The sequence below is a fragment of the Thauera aminoaromatica S2 genome, from assembly GCF_000310185.1.
Taxonomy (GTDB): domain Bacteria; phylum Pseudomonadota; class Gammaproteobacteria; order Burkholderiales; family Rhodocyclaceae; genus Thauera; species Thauera aminoaromatica.
Map to the genome: position 1 here is coordinate 1 of NZ_AMXD01000005.1, position 18,410 is coordinate 18,410.

General features: G+C 64.0%; 8 protein-coding genes and 3 CRISPR repeat arrays. Of the genes, 1 reads left to right on the forward strand and 7 read right to left on the reverse strand.

Annotated elements, in window-relative coordinates; genetic code table 11:
- Window positions 1–154 precede the first annotated feature (154 nt).
- The 3 genes from dnaJ to grpE all read right to left on the reverse strand — a co-directional run bounded on the left by dnaJ (window position 155) and on the right by grpE (window position 4,050).
- A complete protein-coding gene (gene dnaJ / locus C665_RS02055; RefSeq protein ID WP_004298989.1) occupies window positions 155–1,279 on the reverse strand; it encodes a molecular chaperone DnaJ in 1,125 nt (374 codons plus the stop codon).
- A gap of 96 nt (window positions 1,280–1,375) precedes the next feature.
- Entirely contained in the window at window positions 1,376–3,310 is a 1,935-nt protein-coding gene (gene dnaK / locus C665_RS02060; RefSeq protein WP_004298992.1) for a molecular chaperone DnaK, read from the reverse strand.
- A 116-nt stretch (window positions 3,311–3,426) separates the two neighbouring features.
- Entirely contained in the window at window positions 3,427–4,050 is a 624-nt protein-coding gene (gene grpE, locus C665_RS02065; protein ID WP_004298995.1) for a nucleotide exchange factor GrpE, read from the reverse strand.
- Window positions 4,051–4,230: 180 nt separating this feature from the next.
- Window positions 4,231–6,955: a CRISPR direct-repeat array (repeat unit 36 nt; unit sequence GCTTCAATGAGGCCACGGCTTATTGCCGTGGATGAC).
- A gap of 189 nt (window positions 6,956–7,144) precedes the next feature.
- On the opposite strand from grpE, the gene C665_RS02070 reads away from it, so the two are divergent.
- The gene (locus C665_RS02070) at window positions 7,145–8,470 is read left to right on the forward strand and encodes an ISL3 family transposase (RefSeq protein WP_004265459.1); all 1,326 of its coding nucleotides are present in this window, start codon (window positions 7,145–7,147) and stop codon (window positions 8,468–8,470) included.
- Window positions 8,471–8,556: 86 nt separating this feature from the next.
- A CRISPR array of direct repeats spans window positions 8,557–12,998; the repeat unit is 36 nt; unit sequence GCTTCAATGAGGCCACGGCTTATTGCCGTGGATGAC.
- A gap of 103 nt (window positions 12,999–13,101) precedes the next feature.
- Here C665_RS02070 and istB read toward each other — a convergent pair.
- The 4 genes from istB to C665_RS02090 all read right to left on the reverse strand — a co-directional run bounded on the left by istB (window position 13,102) and on the right by C665_RS02090 (window position 18,309).
- On the reverse strand, window positions 13,102–13,899 hold the full coding sequence (gene istB, locus C665_RS02075) for an IS21-like element helper ATPase IstB (RefSeq protein WP_004298999.1): 798 nt from the start codon (window positions 13,897–13,899) through the stop codon (window positions 13,102–13,104).
- Entirely contained in the window at window positions 13,896–15,392 is a 1,497-nt protein-coding gene (gene istA / locus C665_RS02080; protein ID WP_040828304.1) for an IS21 family transposase, read from the reverse strand. Before istA ends, istB begins: the two co-directional genes overlap by 4 nt.
- A 133-nt stretch (window positions 15,393–15,525) precedes the next feature.
- A CRISPR array of direct repeats spans window positions 15,526–16,066; the repeat unit is 36 nt; unit sequence GCTTCAATGAGGCCACGGCTTATTGCCGTGGATGAC.
- A 226-nt stretch (window positions 16,067–16,292) separates the two neighbouring features.
- Entirely contained in the window at window positions 16,293–16,562 is a 270-nt protein-coding gene (gene cas2 / locus C665_RS02085; protein WP_245537124.1) for a CRISPR-associated endonuclease Cas2, read from the reverse strand.
- Window positions 16,563–16,587: 25 nt separating this feature from the next.
- Window positions 16,588–18,309 (reverse strand): CRISPR-associated endonuclease Cas4/Cas1, encoded by a 1,722-nt coding sequence (locus C665_RS02090; RefSeq protein ID WP_004299008.1) that lies wholly within the window; start codon window positions 18,307–18,309, stop codon window positions 16,588–16,590.
- Window positions 18,310–18,410 lie beyond the last annotated feature (101 nt).

Here is an 18,410-nt window from a genome sequence, read left to right on the forward strand (position 1 = left end):
GTCGCGATCGACGTCGCGAGCCGCGACGCGCGGCGGCGGGCGTGACGGTTTCCGTGGGAGCGACGCAAGTCGCGATCGACGTTACGAGCCGCGACGCGCGGCGGCGGGCGCGAGGCGGCTGAAACCGGGCCCGCCCCGCGCCCGCGAACAGGTGTCAGCCGCCGAAGAAGTCCCGCACCTTGTCCATCCACCCCTGCGCCTTGGGGTTGTGGCGGGTGGCGTTGCCGCTGGCGCTCTCCTCGAACTCGCGCAGCAACTCCTTCTGACGCTCGGTCAGGTTCACCGGGGTCTCGACCACCACGTGGCACATCAGGTCGCCGTGCACGTGGCTGCGCACGTTCTTGATGCCCTTGCCGCGCAGCCGGAAGACCTTGCCGCTCTGCGTCTCCGCGGGGATCTTCAGCCGCGCCATGCCTTCCAGCGTCGGGATCTCGATCTCGCCGCCGAGCGCCGCGGTGGTGATGCTGATCGGCATCTCGCAGTGCAGGTCGTCGTGGTCGCGCTCGAACACCGCGTGCTTGCGGATGTGGATCTCGACGTAGAGGTCGCCCGGCGGGCCGCCGTTGAGGCCGGGCTCGCCGTGGCCGGCGTGGCGCAGGCGCATGCCGTCGTCGATGCCGGCGGGGATCTTCACCTCGAGCGTCTTCTGCTTCTTGGTGCGGCCGGCGCCGCCGCAGTCGCGGCACGGGTCGGGGATGATCTTGCCGCTGCCGTGGCACTTCGGGCAGGTCTGCTGGATCGAGAAGAAGCCTTGCTGCACGCGCACCTGGCCGTGGCCCTGGCAGGTCGGGCAGGGTTTGGGATGGGTGCCGGGCTTGGCGCCGCTGCCGTGGCAGGTGCCGCACTCCTCGACGGTGGGGATGCGGATCGTCTTCTCGGCGCCGCGCGCGGCCTCTTCCAGGGTGATCTCGAGGTTGTAGCGCAGGTCGGCGCCGCGATAGACGTTTGAGCGCCCGCCGCGTCCGCCGCCCCCGAAGAGGTCGCCGAAGATGTCGCCGAAGGCGTCGGCGAAGCCGTCGAAGCCCTGCGCGCCGGGGCCCGCGCCCATCGACGGATCGACGCCGGCGTGGCCGTAGCGGTCGTAGGCAGCCTTCTTCTGCGGGTCGGAGAGCATCTCGTAGGCCTCCTTGGCCTCCTTGAACTTCTCCTCGGCTTCCTTGTTGTCCGGATTGCGGTCCGGATGAAACTTCATGGCCAGCTTGCGGTAGGCCTTCTTGATCTCGTCGTCGCCGGCGTCGCGGTTGACGCCCAGGACTTCGTAGTAATCGCGTTTGGACATGGTGCTGCGCTCAGTCTGGTCTCAAGCAAAGGCCGAGCCGGCACCGGAGCAGGGCTCCGGCGGGGCTCGGCCGCGAAGGATTCGCCAGAACGACGATTACTTCTTGTCCTTCACTTCGGTGAATTCGGCATCCACCACGTCGGCGTCGTCGGCCTTGCCGCCGGCCTGCTGGCCGCCCGCTCCCGCACCTGGCTGGGCGCCGCCTTCGGCCTGGGCCTGGGCGTACATGTGCTCGCCGAGCTTCTGCGCGGCCATCGCCAGGGCCTGGCTCTTGGCTTCGATGCTGTCCTTGTCGCCGCTCTTGATCGACTCTTCGGCCTCCTTCATCGCGGCTTCGATCTTGGACTTCTCGTCGTCGGAGAGCTTGTCGCCGTACTCGGTCAGCGCCTTCTTGGTCGAGTGGATCAGCGCGTCACACTGGTTGCGCGCGTCGACCAACTCGTGGGCCTTCTTGTCTTCCTCGGCGTGCGCCTCGGCGTCGCGCACCATGCGCTGGACTTCCTCGTCCGACAGGCCGGAGTTGGCCTGGATCTTGATCTTGTTCTCCTTGCCGGTCGCCTTGTCCTTGGCCGACACGTGCAGGATGCCGTTGGCGTCGATGTCGAAGGTGACCTCGATCTGCGGCATGCCGCGCGGCGCCGGCGGGATGTCGGAGAGGTTGAACTGGCCCAGGCTCTTGTTGCCCGAGGCCATCTCGCGCTCGCCCTGCAGGACGTGGATGGTCACGGCCGACTGGTTGTCGTCGGCGGTCGAGAAGACCTGGCTGGCCTTGGTCGGGATCGTGGTGTTCTTCTGGATCAGCTTGGTCATCACGCCGCCCAGGGTCTCGATGCCCAGCGACAGCGGGGTGACGTCGAGCAGCAGCACGTCCTTGACCTCGCCCTGCAGCACGCCGCCCTGGATGGAGGCGCCCACCGCCACGGCCTCATCAGGGTTGACGTCACGGCGCGGCTCCTTGGCGAAGAACTCCTTCACGCGGTCGATGACCTTGGGCATGCGGGTCTGGCCGCCGACCAGGATCACGTCGTCGATGTCCGAGACCTTGAGGCCGGCGTCCTTGAGCGCGATGCGGCAGGGCTCGATCGAGCGCTCGATCAGGTCTTCCACCAGCGACTCGAACTTGGCGCGGGTGATCTTGATCGCGAGGTGCTTTGGGCCCGAGGCGTCGGCGGTGATGTAGGGCAGGTTGATCTCGGTCTGCTGGCCGGAGGACAGCTCGATCTTGGCCTTCTCGGCGGCTTCCTTCAGGCGCTGCAGTGCGAGCACGTCGTTCTTGAGATCGACGCCCTGTTCCTTTTTGAACTCGGTGACGATGTAGTCGATGATGCGCTGGTCGAAGTCCTCGCCACCCAGGAAGGTGTCGCCGTTGGTCGCCAGCACCTCGAACTGGTGCTCGCCGTCGAGGTCGGCGATCTCGATGATCGAGATGTCGAAGGTGCCGCCGCCGAGGTCATACACCGCGATCTTGGAGTCGCCCGGCTTCTTGTCCATGCCGAAGGCGAGCGCGGCCGCGGTGGGCTCGTTGATGATGCGCTTGACTTCCAGGCCGGCGATGCGGCCGGCGTCCTTGGTGGCCTGACGCTGGCTGTCGTTGAAGTAGGCCGGCACGGTGATGACCGCTTCGGTGACTTCCTCGCCGAGGTAGTCCTCGGCGGTCTTCTTCATCTTGCGCAGGATCTCGGCGGAGACCTGCGGCGGCGCGATCTTCTTGCCGCGCACTTCCACCCAGGCGTCGCCGTTGTCGGCCTTGGTGATGGTGAAGGGCATCAGGTCGATGTCCTTCTGCACTTCCTTCTCCTGGAAGCGACGGCCGATCAGGCGCTTGATCGCGAACAGGGTGTTCTTGGCGTTGGTGACCGCCTGGCGCTTGGCCGGCGCGCCGACCAGGATCTCGCCGTCTTCGGCGTAGGCGACCACCGAGGGGGTGGTGCGCGCGCCTTCGGAGTTCTCGATGACCTTCGGCTTGCCGCCTTCCATCACGGAGACGCAGCTGTTGGTGGTGCCGAGGTCGATACCGATGATCTTGCCCATGAGAGTTCCTTTTTCGTCTGGATTCGGGTGGCGCGGCCTGTGGCGCGCCGGTCTGGTTCGAATATGGGGCGGGCGGACGCGCTTTCAAGCGCGCCGCGCGAATTTGCCTGCGGGGGTTACTGGGCCTTGCCCTTGGAGACCATCACCATCGCCGGGCGGATGACGCGCTCGCTGAGCAGGTAGCCCTTCTGCAGCACGGTGACGACGGTGTTGGGCTCGGCATCGGCCTCGACCATGCTGATCGCCTGGTGCTTGTTGGGGTCGAACTTCTGCCCGAGCGGGTTCTCCTCGGCGAGCTTGGCGCCCTCGAACGCGGAGATCAGCTGCCGGAGGGTGAGCTCCACGCCCTCGCGCATCTTCTCGACGGTCTGGTTCTCGGTGGCGAGCGCGGCCTCCAGGCTGTCCTTGACCGGCAGCATCGCGGTGGCGAACTTCTCGGCGGCGAATTTGGAGGCCTTGGCGATGTCGTCCTGCGCGCGTCGGCGCAGGTTTTCGGTCTCGGCCTTGGCGCGCAGCCAGGCGTCGTGGTGCTCGGCGGCCTTCAGCTCGGCCTGGCGCAGCGCCTCCTCGAGGCTCGGCATGCTGTCGATGCCGTTCTCCGGCGCGGTGTCCGCCGCCGCAGCGGCGGCCTGGAGGTCGAGCTCCGGGCCTCGCTGCGCGGGCTGCTGCGCGCCGCCCTGCGCGGCCTGTTCCGCCGGCTGGTCGGTGGGGTTCTGGCTGGCCTGGTTCGGGTCCTGCATGTCGGTTGGCTCCGTGTTGGAATGCGAAACAGCCGGGTACTTGGGGACGGTCGGCGCGAGTTCAAGAGGCTTGGGTCAAAAAATGTTGAAGGCGCTCGTGCGGGCCGAGGCTCCAAACAGGTCAAGGTTCGACGCCGCAGATGACGAGCAACTCGTACTGCAGCCGATGCCCTACGGTGCGCTTCAATGAGGCCGCGGCTTATTGCCGTGGATGACGCCCGCAAGCCGGCGAAGTTCGCGGCGGATACCGATTGCTTCAATGAGGCCACGGCTTATTGCCGTGGATGACGTGCCGGGTCAGACGACCACGACCAGCACGACGGGCCCGCTTCAATGAGGCCACGGCTTATTGCCGTGGATGACGGCGCGGGCATCTGCGCCTGTGATGGGGGTCATGCGCTTCAATGAGGCCACGGCTTATTGCCGTGGATGACACCAATCGAGGTTGTACCGCTGGCCGGTGTAGTCATGCTTCAATGAGGCCACGGCTTATTGCCGTGGATGACATTGATCCGATGGCTGCCGAACTTCACGGCGCTGGTGGCTTCAATGAGGCCACGGCTTATTGCCGTGGATGACATACGCAGCCGTGATCGCGTCGTATTCCTCATCGGGCTTCAATGAGGCCACGGCTTATTGCCGTGGATGACGCTGCCGTGGCGATGGCTCGCCAGCGCCGCGAGGCCGCTTCAATGAGGCCACGGCTTATTGCCGTGGATGACCATCCGCCGCATTGCAGGCATGCTCGACGGTCACGAGCTTCAATGAGGCCACGGCTTATTGCCGTGGATGACCAGCAAGAGAGCATCGACCAGATCAAGGCCGCCACGCTTCAATGAGGCCACGGCTTATTGCCGTGGATGACATCGTGAGAGCCAATACGTCTTTCCCGCATGGGATCAGCTTCAATGAGGCCACGGCTTATTGCCGTGGATGACATCGGCTGGAACGGTACCAGCGCCGCGGCCACGACCAAGCTTCAATGAGGCCACGGCTTATTGCCGTGGATGACCAACTCACAGCGCTCGACGAGGCGAACAACCTACTCGCTTCAATGAGGCCACGGCTTATTGCCGTGGATGACCAGAAGGCGCCCACCTGCAAAACGCGGTCGTGAACGAGGCTTCAATGAGGCCACGGCTTATTGCCGTGGATGACCGCGAGTCGGCGAGTTCGGCATAGCGCACGCCAGATGAGCTTCAATGAGGCCACGGCTTATTGCCGTGGATGACGCCGCAGACAAGGCCGAGGCCACCGCGAAGCGCGTCGCTTCAATGAGGCCACGGCTTATTGCCGTGGATGACGTGCGGTACCTGGGGCGCGTTGTTACCGGGAGGGCTGCTTCAATGAGGCCACGGCTTATTGCCGTGGATGACTCCGTCTGGACGTGCCCCATTTGTTCCCGGCGGATGCTTCAATGAGGCCACGGCTTATTGCCGTGGATGACACCCGCCGCACGGCCGGACATGCGGAACCCCCGGCGGCTTCAATGAGGCCACGGCTTATTGCCGTGGATGACGCAGCGCTGGATCCTGGCGCGGCGTAAGCACCCGGCGCTTCAATGAGGCCACGGCTTATTGCCGTGGATGACCGGCTGCCGGCCGACTGCCCGGAACCGACGCGGGACCAGCTTCAATGAGGCCACGGCTTATTGCCGTGGATGACGCGGGCGAACACCGCCCTTGCGCCCGATGCCGGCGTAGCTTCAATGAGGCCACGGCTTATTGCCGTGGATGACGCCTGCGCTCCGCTGCGGCTTCCGGTTCTCCCTTGACGGCTTCAATGAGGCCACGGCTTATTGCCGTGGATGACATCGAAAGGGATGTATTCAAACCGCCCAACGCCATGCTTCAATGAGGCCACGGCTTATTGCCGTGGATGACCACCCTTCCTGAGTATCAGCGCGTCACTTCTGCCACGCTTCAATGAGGCCACGGCTTATTGCCGTGGATGACACCCCAGCCCGCCGCTTCACCGCCGCCACCGGCGCAGCTTCAATGAGGCCACGGCTTATTGCCGTGGATGACCCATCGCCGTCACGGGCAGCGTGCCTGCGGCGTCCTGGCTTCAATGAGGCCACGGCTTATTGCCGTGGATGACGCAGCGCATCCTGCGCAACCCGCTCCAGCCCGGTAATCGCTTCAATGAGGCCACGGCTTATTGCCGTGGATGACTGGATTACGCGCAGCTGCTGCGCTTCGGGTATCGGGTGGCTTCAATGAGGCCACGGCTTATTGCCGTGGATGACGACCTGCGAGCGCGTTTCCGCCACCGCGCGGCCAATGCTTCAATGAGGCCACGGCTTATTGCCGTGGATGACCGCATTGGGGCCGATCATGAGGACGCCCATGGCGAGGCTTCAATGAGGCCACGGCTTATTGCCGTGGATGACTGTTGGTCATGGCTCAGTCCTCCTCGACGATCACGGCGCTTCAATGAGGCCACGGCTTATTGCCGTGGATGACCAACGGCGGCAAAGTCCTGAAGGTCTCGGCCGATGGAGCTTCAATGAGGCCACGGCTTATTGCCGTGGATGACAACGGCTTCAGGCGCAGCCGGCCGAGCTGGAGCGCGTTGCTTCAATGAGGCCACGGCTTATTGCCGTGGATGACGAGGGATCTGGAGCGCGAGAGCGCCAAGCGCTTTGACAAGCTTCAATGAGGCCACGGCTTATTGCCGTGGATGACCGGTTGGCTATTGGGAGGTGCAGGATCTTCGATTCGAGGCTTCAATGAGGCCACGGCTTATTGCCGTGGATGACCGAAGAGGTCGCGCGAAAGAACGGCAAGAGCACCTGGGCTTCAATGAGGCCACGGCTTATTGCCGTGGATGACGCCGCATCATGGACACCGGCAAGCGCCACGGCGACGCTTCAATGAGGCCACGGCTTATTGCCGTGGATGACCCATGCAGCAGATGAACCTGATGCAGCCGCAGCAACCCGCTTCAATGAGGCCACGGCTTATGGCTCTATGCCCTTTCCAGTGGAAATTGACTCAACAACAAACCGTGTGATCGGTGGTACAACGCCCCGATCTTGACCGCACCCGCACCCGCACCCGCACCCGCACCCGCACCCGCACCCGCACAGACCATGAGCTCTCCGATCGAAGCCCTCTTCACCACCGCGCTCGGCCTGCAGCCGCCCTGGTACGTCGCCAAGGTGGACCTCGACACCGCGAAGCGGCGGATCGACTTCGAAGTCGAGCACGCCGGCAAGCGCGTGCCCTGTCCGGCCTGTGGGGCGGCGCATCAGCCGGTCCACGATCGAGTGCGGCGCAGCTGGCGTCACCTGGACTTCTTTCAGTTCGAGGCGTGGCTCCATGCCGACATCCCGCGCGTGCAGTGCTCGGGCTGCGGCAAGACCACGCAGCTGCCGGTGCCGTGGGCTCGCGAGGGCAGCGGTTTCACGCTGCTGTTCGAGGCGCTGGGCCTGTCCCTGTGCAGCGAGTTGCCCGTGCGCCAGGCCGCCGCCCAGATGCGCGTCGCGCCCAAGCGGCTGTGGGGGCGGATCCGCCATTACGTTCACGGTGCACGCGCTCGGGATGACATGTCGGGCGTGCGCTACGTCGGCATCGACGAGACCAGCGTCAAGCGCGGGCACGCGTACATCACCGTGGTGCATGACCTGGAGGCCAAGCGCCTGCTGTTCGCCACGCCCGGGCGAGACCACGCGACCCTGCAGGCCTTTGCCCAGGACCTGCGCGCGCACGGTGGCGAGCCGGAGCGGATCGAGCACGCCTGCATCGACATGAGCGCGGCCTACGCCAAGGGGATTGCCCAGGCGCTGCCCACGGCGCAGGTCAGCTACGACCGTTTCCACGTCGTGGCCCTGGCCAATACGGCGATGGACGAGGTTCGCCGCGAGGAGATGCGCAGCGCCGCAGCCGCGGTCCGCGCGGCGGCCGGTACGGGAAACAAGAAGACGCTGCGCCAGCTGTTGTGGGCGATGCGCAAGAACCCGCCGCAATGGACGCCGGCACAGTGCGACGCGATGAACTGGCTGCAGCGCTCGGGCCTCAAGAGTGCGCGGGCGTGGCGGATGAAGCAGGGCCTGCGGCTCGTCTACCGCGAGGCGGCGGCGAGCAACTGCGAAGAGGTCGCCCGCGGGGCCTTGATGAAGTGGATCAGTTGGGCCCGACGCTCTCGCCTGGAACCCTTCAAGCGGCTCGGCGCCACGGTCAAGGCGCATCTGGGCGGCGTGCTCCGCGGCATGCTCGACGGGCGCAGCAACGCCTACGTCGAGGCGATGAACGGGCAGCTTCAGCAGACGAAGACCGCCGCCCGAGGCTTCCGCAACCTCGACAATTTCATCGCCGTCGCCTACCTGCGCATGTCCAAGCTCGAGCATCTACCGAAGAACCCCATGGTGCCGGCGATCCCCCGCGAATACGGGCGCTACCGTCATGTTTGTTGTTGAGTCAATTTCCACTGGAAAGGGCATAGAGCCCGGCTTATTGCCGTGGATGACGGGATGGCGCGGTGCTCGCGTGGCGAGTGGCGCAGGCTTCAATGAGGCCACGGCTTATTGCCGTGGATGACCTCGCGCAGCGCGTCCGCCAACCAAATGTCAGACAAGCTTCAATGAGGCCACGGCTTATTGCCGTGGATGACCGGCATGCACCCGACGATCCAGAAGATCCGGGGCATGCTTCAATGAGGCCACGGCTTATTGCCGTGGATGACTGCGCGACTTTGTGACTGCATCGAACATCCGCTTCGCGCTTCAATGAGGCCACGGCTTATTGCCGTGGATGACTGAATCGCTCGGCCTCCAGTCAAGATACCAGGCGCTGCTTCAATGAGGCCACGGCTTATTGCCGTGGATGACAGCCCGACTATGAGGCGCTGGTCGCGGGCGGCATGCTTCAATGAGGCCACGGCTTATTGCCGTGGATGACTCACCCTGCGCCTCACCGAGGTCTGATCCAATGCCCATTGCTTCAATGAGGCCACGGCTTATTGCCGTGGATGACCCTGGAGCGGGCACATGGTTTGGATACACGATGACGCTTCAATGAGGCCACGGCTTATTGCCGTGGATGACGACATCGAGGGGCGCGTTGCGCATGTGCGCCAGTCGCTTCAATGAGGCCACGGCTTATTGCCGTGGATGACGCTCAATGCGATGGCCGAAGACGCGGATACGGTCGAGGCTTCAATGAGGCCACGGCTTATTGCCGTGGATGACGCAGAAGATCGAGCTCGCCAAGCGCGAACTCAGCCAGGCTTCAATGAGGCCACGGCTTATTGCCGTGGATGACCTCGCCGGCGCGACCTGGGAAAAGAGCATCAGCGAGGCTTCAATGAGGCCACGGCCTATTGCCGTGGATGACGTCTAGCAGAAAAGCAATCAGCGGCCGAGATCCCGATGCTTCAATGAGGCCACGGCTTATTGCCGTGGATGACTTTACGACTGGCCGGATGCCCCTAATGGATGGGGGCTTCAATGAGGCCACGGCTTATTGCCGTGGATGACTCAGCCCCGGTGGAAGCAGGCGATCCAGCCCCCCGCGCTTCAATGAGGCCACGGCTTATTGCCGTGGATGACAGATGCCGGGGGTGGCGTGACCATGGCGCACCCTGACGCTTCAATGAGGCCACGGCTTATTGCCGTGGATGACTTCGTCCTTCTCTTCGACCACGCGCTGCTGGTAGGGCAGCTTCAATGAGGCCACGGCTTATTGCCGTGGATGACGTTGAATTGCGAGCATGAACATCGACCCATCCATTCAGCTTCAATGAGGCCACGGCTTATTGCCGTGGATGACCTTCATCACCGGCGAGTGGATTCGCATCAACCCGAAGCTTCAATGAGGCCACGGCTTATTGCCGTGGATGACCGAAAGTGCCGGGTTTCCCATCCCACAGCGCCACAAGCTTCAATGAGGCCACGGCTTATTGCCGTGGATGACTAAAGGTCATCAAGCGGATCATGCTTCGGAATTGAGCTTCAATGAGGCCACGGCTTATTGCCGTGGATGACCTGCGCGAGTTGCGTGATCAGGATCTCGGGGTCGTCGCTTCAATGAGGCCACGGCTTATTGCCGTGGATGACGTCCTCGCGCTGCTGCTCGAGTTCGTCCGTGCCGAGGCTTCAATGAGGCCACGGCTTATTGCCGTGGATGACCTGCGGGGAACCTCAGTGCCGGGATCAGGAAGGCAACGCTTCAATGAGGCCACGGCTTATTGCCGTGGATGACTTTTCGTAAGCTCATCGCCACCAAAACGGCTTACTAGCTTCAATGAGGCCACGGCTTATTGCCGTGGATGACGATCGCGCGTCGACTTGGGATTTCCCCGCAGGCAATAACGCTTCAATGAGGCCACGGCTTATTGCCGTGGATGACGGCACGGCGGATGCGCGATCACCGGGCCGATACCATCGCTTCAATGAGGCCACGGCTTATTGCCGTGGATGACAAGCGGGACACGTCGCGCTCGAAGCGATCGGCCAGATAGCTTCAATGAGGCCACGGCTTATTGCCGTGGATGACGTAGCACCCGCCCACGATGTATGCGTCCTCGCCCGTGCTTCAATGAGGCCACGGCTTATTGCCGTGGATGACCGTGGTGGAAGCCCACCAACCGCCGCCACGACCTCGTGCTTCAATGAGGCCACGGCTTATTGCCGTGGATGACCCAGTCCATCGAGCTCGAGACCCACCCCACATGACGCTTCAATGAGGCCACGGCTTATTGCCGTGGATGACCTGTACTCGATGCGCGCGCCGCGGCTGCAGCTCGTGCTTCAATGAGGCCACGGCTTATTGCCGTGGATGACCTTGCCGCTGGCGGTGGTGGCCTGGCCGGCGCGCACGCTTCAATGAGGCCACGGCTTATTGCCGTGGATGACGTCGAAGGTGGTGACCATGAGCATGCCGGCGGGCATGCTTCAATGAGGCCACGGCTTATTGCCGTGGATGACCGGGTGGCGGTGTGCCGTGTGCTTCAGTGACTCTATTGCTTCAATGAGGCCACGGCTTATTGCCGTGGATGACGTAAGTAACGCGACAATCACGATGGACGAGGGCGTCGGCTTCAATGAGGCCACGGCTTATTGCCGTGGATGACGTCGGTCGCAGGGATGGAGGCCACATCTCCGGCCAGCGCTTCAATGAGGCCACGGCTTATTGCCGTGGATGACGTCTGTCGATGCAACGACTCGCCCCGCGTATGCGTTGCTTCAATGAGGCCACGGCTTATTGCCGTGGATGACGCAGGCGGCGGCCACGTCGGCCAGCGTGGACTCGTGGCTTCAATGAGGCCACGGCTTATTGCCGTGGATGACGCTGGCGGACCTGGGGATGACGGGCCGCAGCATCGAGGCTTCAATGAGGCCACGGCTTATTGCCGTGGATGACACTGATCGGAGAAGCGACAAGCGACACAGTTACCGGAGCTTCAATGAGGCCACGGCTTATTGCCGTGGATGACCAAAAGAGCTACGGCTACAAGTGCCTCGTCGGCTAGCTTCAATGAGGCCACGGCTTATTGCCGTGGATGACTGACGGGCGCGCGCGGTGGCGTGCGGGTGGCGTACGAGCTTCAATGAGGCCACGGCTTATTGCCGTGGATGACCCCACAGCCTGCCCGCCGCGTCAGTCGCCGGCTCCAGGCTTCAATGAGGCCACGGCTTATTGCCGTGGATGACCGGATACTCCTGCCACATCTTTTCGGGGTCGCCCGAGCTTCAATGAGGCCACGGCTTATTGCCGGGGATGACGCCGGCATACATGAGGCCGGATTGGCCAACGGACGAGCTTCAATGAGGCCACGGCTTATTGCCGTGGATGACGAACAGGGGCTAGGAGATTGAGATGCTTAAGATCAAGCTTCAATGAGGCCACGGCTTATTGCCGTGGATGACGGACTCTTGGGAAAAGACGCAGGCCGCGCGCGATGCTTCAATGAGGCCACGGCTTATTGCCGTGGATGACAGCACATCCCCGCTATTAAGTTCGCACACGTCCGCGCTTCAATGAGGCCACGGCTTATTGCCGTGGATGACAACGGCGCCGGCCTGCGCCGTGTATTCACCACCTGGCGCTTCAATGAGGCCACGGCTTATTGCCGTGGATGACACCCCCGGAGCGTGTCGTCGGTGATCTGGCGCGGCGAGCTTCAATGAGGCCACGGCTTATTGCCGTGGATGACGCAATTGGCGAAGACGACGGATATATCGACGCGGTAGGCTTCAATGAGGCCACGGCTTATTGCCGTGGATGACCCGGCGAAGTACATCTTGGCGCCACCCTGGCCGAAGGTGCTTCAATGAGGCCACGGCTTATTGCCGTGGATGACGACGATGCTGATCTCCTTCATCGCCTGGATGCGATGCTTCAATGAGGCCACGGCTTATTGCCGTGGATGACTCTGGGCGCAGGTACGGGCACGCGCACACAAGCAGGCTTCAATGAGGCCACGGCTTATTGCCGTGGATGACGCTATCCTGGTTGTGTCTTTACTTAGGGATGCCCCGCTTCAATGAGGCCACGGCTTATTGCCGTGGATGACAGCGGCATTCAGCGCATAGCACGCCGCAGCCAGCGGCTTCAATGAGGCCACGGCTTATTGCCGTGGATGACCCCGCGTTGGCGCGCTTGCCGACGATGGTCGAAGACAGGCTTCAATGAGGCCACGGCTTATTGCCGTGGATGACGCAGCTAAAGCGGATGTGCATTGCATCGCTTGAAATGCTTCAATGAGGCCACGGCTTATTGCCGTGGATGACCAAATTCCGCCGTTCACGTCGTTCACGGTATCCGTGCTTCAATGAGGCCACGGCTTATTGCCGTGGATGACCGTGCGCTGGAAATGGTCCGCAACCGGCACGGCCTGGCTTCAATGAGGCCACGGCTTATTGCCGTGGATGACGCCGAATCGACGGAAGTCGAAGCGCCGATCTTGAGGCTTCAATGAGGCCACGGCTTATTGCCGTGGATGACGCGGGACCAGCTCATGAGGAGAGTTCACATGAATGCCCAGCGTCAATTACCTTGGCCGGTCGACGTCAATTATCCTGGCCGGTGGAAGCGAGGCATGAGGGGTTCAGCCTTTCGGCTTTGAGGTGTTGAGGGTGCGTTGCTCAGAAGGGGCGAGCCCCTTCTGAGCAACGCGGCGGCGGAAGCTTTCCACGTTCATCTCGAAGAGCGTGGCGTGATGCACGAGCCGGTCGACGGTGGCCAGCGTCATGGCCGGTTCGGCAAAGACGTGGCCCCACTCCGAGAACGGCTGATTCGCAGTGATGGCCAGGCTTCTGCGCTCGTAGCGCTCGGCGATGAGCTCGAAGAGCACCGAGGTCTCGCCCTGGTCGCGGCGGACGTAGCTGAAGTCGTCGCAGATCAGCAGGTCGAAGCGGTCGAGTTTGGCCAGCTCGGCCGGCAAGCGCAGATCGCGCCGGGCGGCCTGCAGGCGCTGCACCAGATCGCTCGTGCGGGTGAAGAGCACGCGGTAGCCACGTTCGATGAGGGCGTGGCCGATACTGGCGATCAGGTGCGTCTTGCCAACACCCGGTGGTCCGAAGAGCAGGATGTTCGCGCCTTGTTCGAGCCAGCTGTCGCCCTCGGCCAGCGCGGTGACGTGCGCCTTGGAGACCGTCGGCACGGCCGTGAAGTCGAAGGCCGACAGGCGCTTGTCCGGCGGCAAGGCGGACTCGGCTCGATGGCGGTCGATGCGGCGCGTCTCGCGCTCGTGCATCTCGTGCTCGCACAGGGCGGCCAGAAACCGCTCGGCCGGCCAGCCTTCGCGGTTCGACTGCTCGGCCAGCGCCGACCACAGCCGCTTGATGGTGGGCAGCCGCAGCTCGGTGAGCATCATGGGCAGCGTCGCCGTCTCGATGACGCTCATGCCGCCACCTCGTACAGCGTGTCGTAGACCGACAGCGCGGGCAACGACACAGTGACCGCCGGCATGGGCGTCTGGCGCGGCGCAAAGCGCGCCTCGAGTCCTTCGAGATCGGGCAAGGTGCCCGCCTGCAGCAAACCCCCGAGGATCTGCGCGAGTTGGACCTCGCACGCGCCGCGTGCGGCCAGATCAAGCAGCCCCACCATGAGCTTGCAGGCCTGGCGCTCGGGCAAGGTCTCGACCAAGCGCTCCCAGGTCTGCCGGTACTCGGCGCGGGGGAACATGTCGTCGCGCAGCGCCCAACGGGCAAAGGCGCCGGGTTTGCGCTTGAGCGCGGGCAGCAAGTGCCGGTAGTCGAGCTGCTTGCCGCGCCGCTTGCCTGCCGGCACCGCTCCGCGCGCGCTCTCGAACACGCACACCCCGCCCAGCCAGCCCTCGAGGCGCTCGGGGTAGAGGCGAAACTGGAGCCGATGGCCGATCAGGCGCGAGGGCACGCTGTAGAGCACGCGGCGGATGCTGACGGTGCTGAACTTGGTCACGCGCGCCTCGATCTCCTCGTACTCGCTGGTCCGGCGCATGGGGAGCTCAGCGAGCTGGCTGCGCTCTTCGGCCAGCCGCGTCTGGATGCGCCGGTTCAGGCGTGTGACGACCTCTGCGACGAACCGCTGATAGTCGGCTGTGGTGGCGAACTCGCGGTGCCCACGCAGCAGCAGCGCCTGCTCGAGCGCGCCCTTGAGGCTGCCTTGGCGCGATTCAATGGCGCCGTTCTCGTGCGACTGGCCCAGATTGTTCCGGCTCGGACGCAGGCCATAGTGCCGGCACAGATCTTCGTAGCGGCGCGTGAGCGTTTCCGCTTCGGCCAGGTTGTTGAAGGCGGCCGACAGGCTGTCGGTACGGTGTTCTTCGGGCACCCCACCCAGGGCCCACAGGGCATTCTGCAGACCCTGCGCCAGGGCGGCGAAGCTCTCGCCGCCGCACACGAGTTCAGCATGGCGCCAGCCCGAGTACGCCAGCGCGAACTGGTATAGGCGATGCGCGAAGTGTTCGCCGCCCACCGTGATCCTGAGTTCGTCACACACGGTGAAGTCCGACAGCGCCAAACGGCCCGGCGGATTGGCTTGCGAGAAGAACACCTCCTTCTCGTGTCCGTGCTCGGCGCGCCACATGCGGATCCGCCGCTGCAGGGTGCGCAGCACCCCATCGCCGAACACCTCACCGTGACGGCGCTGCAACTCCTCGAGCAGGGTTCGGCCCTGCAGCCCGGGTTCGCGCTCGAGCAAGGGCACCAGCTCCTGCTCCCAGACGTCCGCCAACGGATCGGCGCGCGTCCGCCATGTCCTCGGTCCGCGCTGCGACGGCAACCCGTCAGCCTGCTCGATGCGCCGTGCTGAGCGCACGCTGATGCCCATCCGGGCCGCCGCGATCTGCTGCGTCGCCTGCCTTCTTGCTTCCTTGTATTTGCGCACTTGTTGGTCCGTGATCTTCTTGCCGGGCACCGAGCGCCTCCCAACGCCTGTCGTCAGAAGAGCACTCTATCCCTCGCTTCCGGACCTTCCCGGCTGCAGATCCAACCGGCCAGGATAGTTGTCGTCGACCGGTCAGGTTAATTGTCGCCGGCCACATGAAGCAGCTTCAATGAGGCCACGGCTTATTGCCGTGGATGACTTTTCGAAGGCTGTCTAATCTGCTTACGTTCGCAAACGCTTCAATGAGGCCACGGCTTATTGCCGTGGATGACGGCGCGCCCGCTGCCGCCGCACCCGAAGGCCAGGAGCTTCAATGAGGCCACGGCTTATTGCCGTGGATGACCTCCGAAGAACCCGACAGGTTCCGAAACCGAAACCCAGCTTCAATGAGGCCACGGCTTATTGCCGTGGATGACTGCGCAACAGGTCGACGACGGCGACTGCGAAACGGCGCTTCAATGAGGCCACGGCTTATTGCCGTGGATGACCCCGGACGGTAGTAAGACGGAAACGACGACGACTACGCTTCAATGAGGCCACGGCTTATTGCCGTGGATGACGGGAGCCGGCCAGACGCGGGAAAAGGCGGGGCCTCCGCTTCAATGAGGCCACGGCTTATTGCCGTGGATGACCCGCTTTCGCGAGGGGTACGTCGAAGTGCCCCGCAAGCTTCAATGAGGCCACGGCTTATTGCCGTGGATGACAGCCCCTCGCGAAATCGCCTGTTTCTGCTGAAGATTTGGCGCTTCTTGCGAGGGCTGTGTGCGCATACGTTCCTAGGCGTTCGAGTCAAGCAGAATAGTACCCGGCAGCTGGGGGAAATGCTCCATGTTTTCAATTCCCTGCGACGTTGCGAGCGCTGGCCGAGGCAATGTTTGGCACTGGAGCGCTCGCGTCCGCTCGGCGGGAAGGAACGCGGCCTCGGAGGCGTCAGACGATGACGGAGGCGCGTTCGACCGGGGTGAAGTTGCGGCCCAGGCTGGTGATGTGAGGCGCCACCCTGTCGGCCGGGCCCACGTCCATGAGGACGACGTGATCGTCGGCGTGATGGATCATGCCGTCAAGCAGAGCGATCAGTTCGGCATGACGTTGCCGGTTGAGTCGGCATTGGAAGACGGAGAGCTGAACCCACTCGCCATAGCCTTTCATGATCCTGAAAATCCGCCGCCAGCGTTTCGGGTCGCGGATGTCGTAGGTCACGACGTATAGATGCTCGTCCATCGGTTCACCGTGTCGTGAAGTTCGGATAATCCGGGATTTCGCCCAGCAGATAGCGGGCGAGCAGCCGAGCCTGGACTTCCAGCAGCCGCCGGTAGCTGATGCGGTAGCCGAACAAGGGATGCGTGATCTCGTGGCCGAGGCGCCGATCGAAGGTGGCGATGAAGCGCTTGCGACCGTCGGCGCTCAGCGCCACGCTGCCGGCTGCGCGGATGAAGTCGCCCGGCCCGAGTTCGCCGTTGTTGATCGCCTGGATCACGCAGGAATCGGCGATCAGGGGGCGGAACGGCTCCATCATGTCCAGCGCGAGCGCCGGGCGGCCGTAGCGCGGTTGGTGATAGAAGCCGCGGTAGGGGTCGAAGCCGACCGCCGACAGCGTCGTGGTCCACGCGCGTGCGAGCATGCTGTAGGCGAAGGAGAGCAGCGCATTGACCGGATCGGTGGGCGGGCGGCGGTTGCGCGTGGTGAAGTCGAACCCCAGCGCGGCGTTGGGTGAGCCATCTTCGGGCGTGGTGCGGAGCAGTTTGCCGAAGCTGCCGAAGTAGCGTGCGGCTGCGGAACCCTCGACGCCGAGCAGTTCCTGGATACCCGCGGCGTGCTCGGCGCGTCTGACGTCGGTGTGCAGCGCGGCGACCAGATCCTCGGGCTTTTCCTCGTCCTTCCAGTTGCGACGCAGCAAGGTGCGGCAGTTCTGGATTTTGGCGACGACCAGGTTGCGGGCGAGGTGGAGGCACTGCCGTTCGTCGAAGCTCGCGCGGTACTGGGCGGTGCGGATCTCGACGTTCTTGTGTCCGGTGCCGACCGTGTGGCCGATGAACCAGCCGCCGTAGGAATGCCAGCTCACGGGGATCTCGCGCTGCATCAGCTCTTGCAGCGTGGGCGTGGTGATGTAGACGTTGCCCATGACGACGACCTGGGAGACATCGATCAGGCGCACCGTCTGCACCTTCTCGTCGTCGACGCTCACCTCCAGCGTCTCGCCCCGTTTCGCGAGCTTGCCGCCGCGCGCCTGGATGTAGAGCGGCAGCGCGTCGTCGCGCGCCACGGCCAGCGGCCGGGGGGCGATCTTCTCGTGGCGGATGAAATTGACCTCGTCGGGCAGGCAGATGCCGACCAGCGAACAGCGCGGGCACTTCGGGCTGTCCTCCAGCGGGGCCGGCATCTGGCCCCCTGCCGCGACGAAGCGCAAGCCATCGACCGCAGCGCGCGCGAGGGTGCGCAGTTCATCGTCGAAGGGCACGGCAACGCGCTCCCGCGATTCGGCGAAGTAGAGCACGCCTTCGTCGCAGCGGTAGCCGTGCTCTTCCAGGATCATGCCCTGCACGCAGAGCTGCACGCGCTCGGGATCGTAGGCGCCCCGCGCCACATGCGGGCGTTTGCCGCGCTTGTAGTCGACCGGGGTGGCGTGCTCGCCGTCGCCTTCTACGAGGTCCATGCGTGCGATCAGCCCGAGCCGTTCCGACGACAGGGTCACCGAGCGCGCATGAAAACGCTCGCCTTCGGCACCGGCGTCCGCATCGGGCAGATTGCCGCCGGGCCGGTCCACGCGACGATGGCGGTAGCGCCCGTCCACGGTGTCTGAAGACTCGGACCACTCGCCCTGCACCCACTCCAGGTAAGCCAGGCGCGGGCAGTACTGGTATTCGTTGACCATGCGTGCGGGCAGCAGTGGCATGTCACCGCCCTGGGCTGGAAAGGGCAGCGGGAGTTCCGGTTGTGGGGCGTCCATCTTCTGGTTCCTCCGGTTTACATGCATTGGCAGGGCGTCGCAGCGACCGATTGCGGCGGTCTTGGCGAGCAGGCGTCGATCGAGCCGGCCGGCGATGGAAA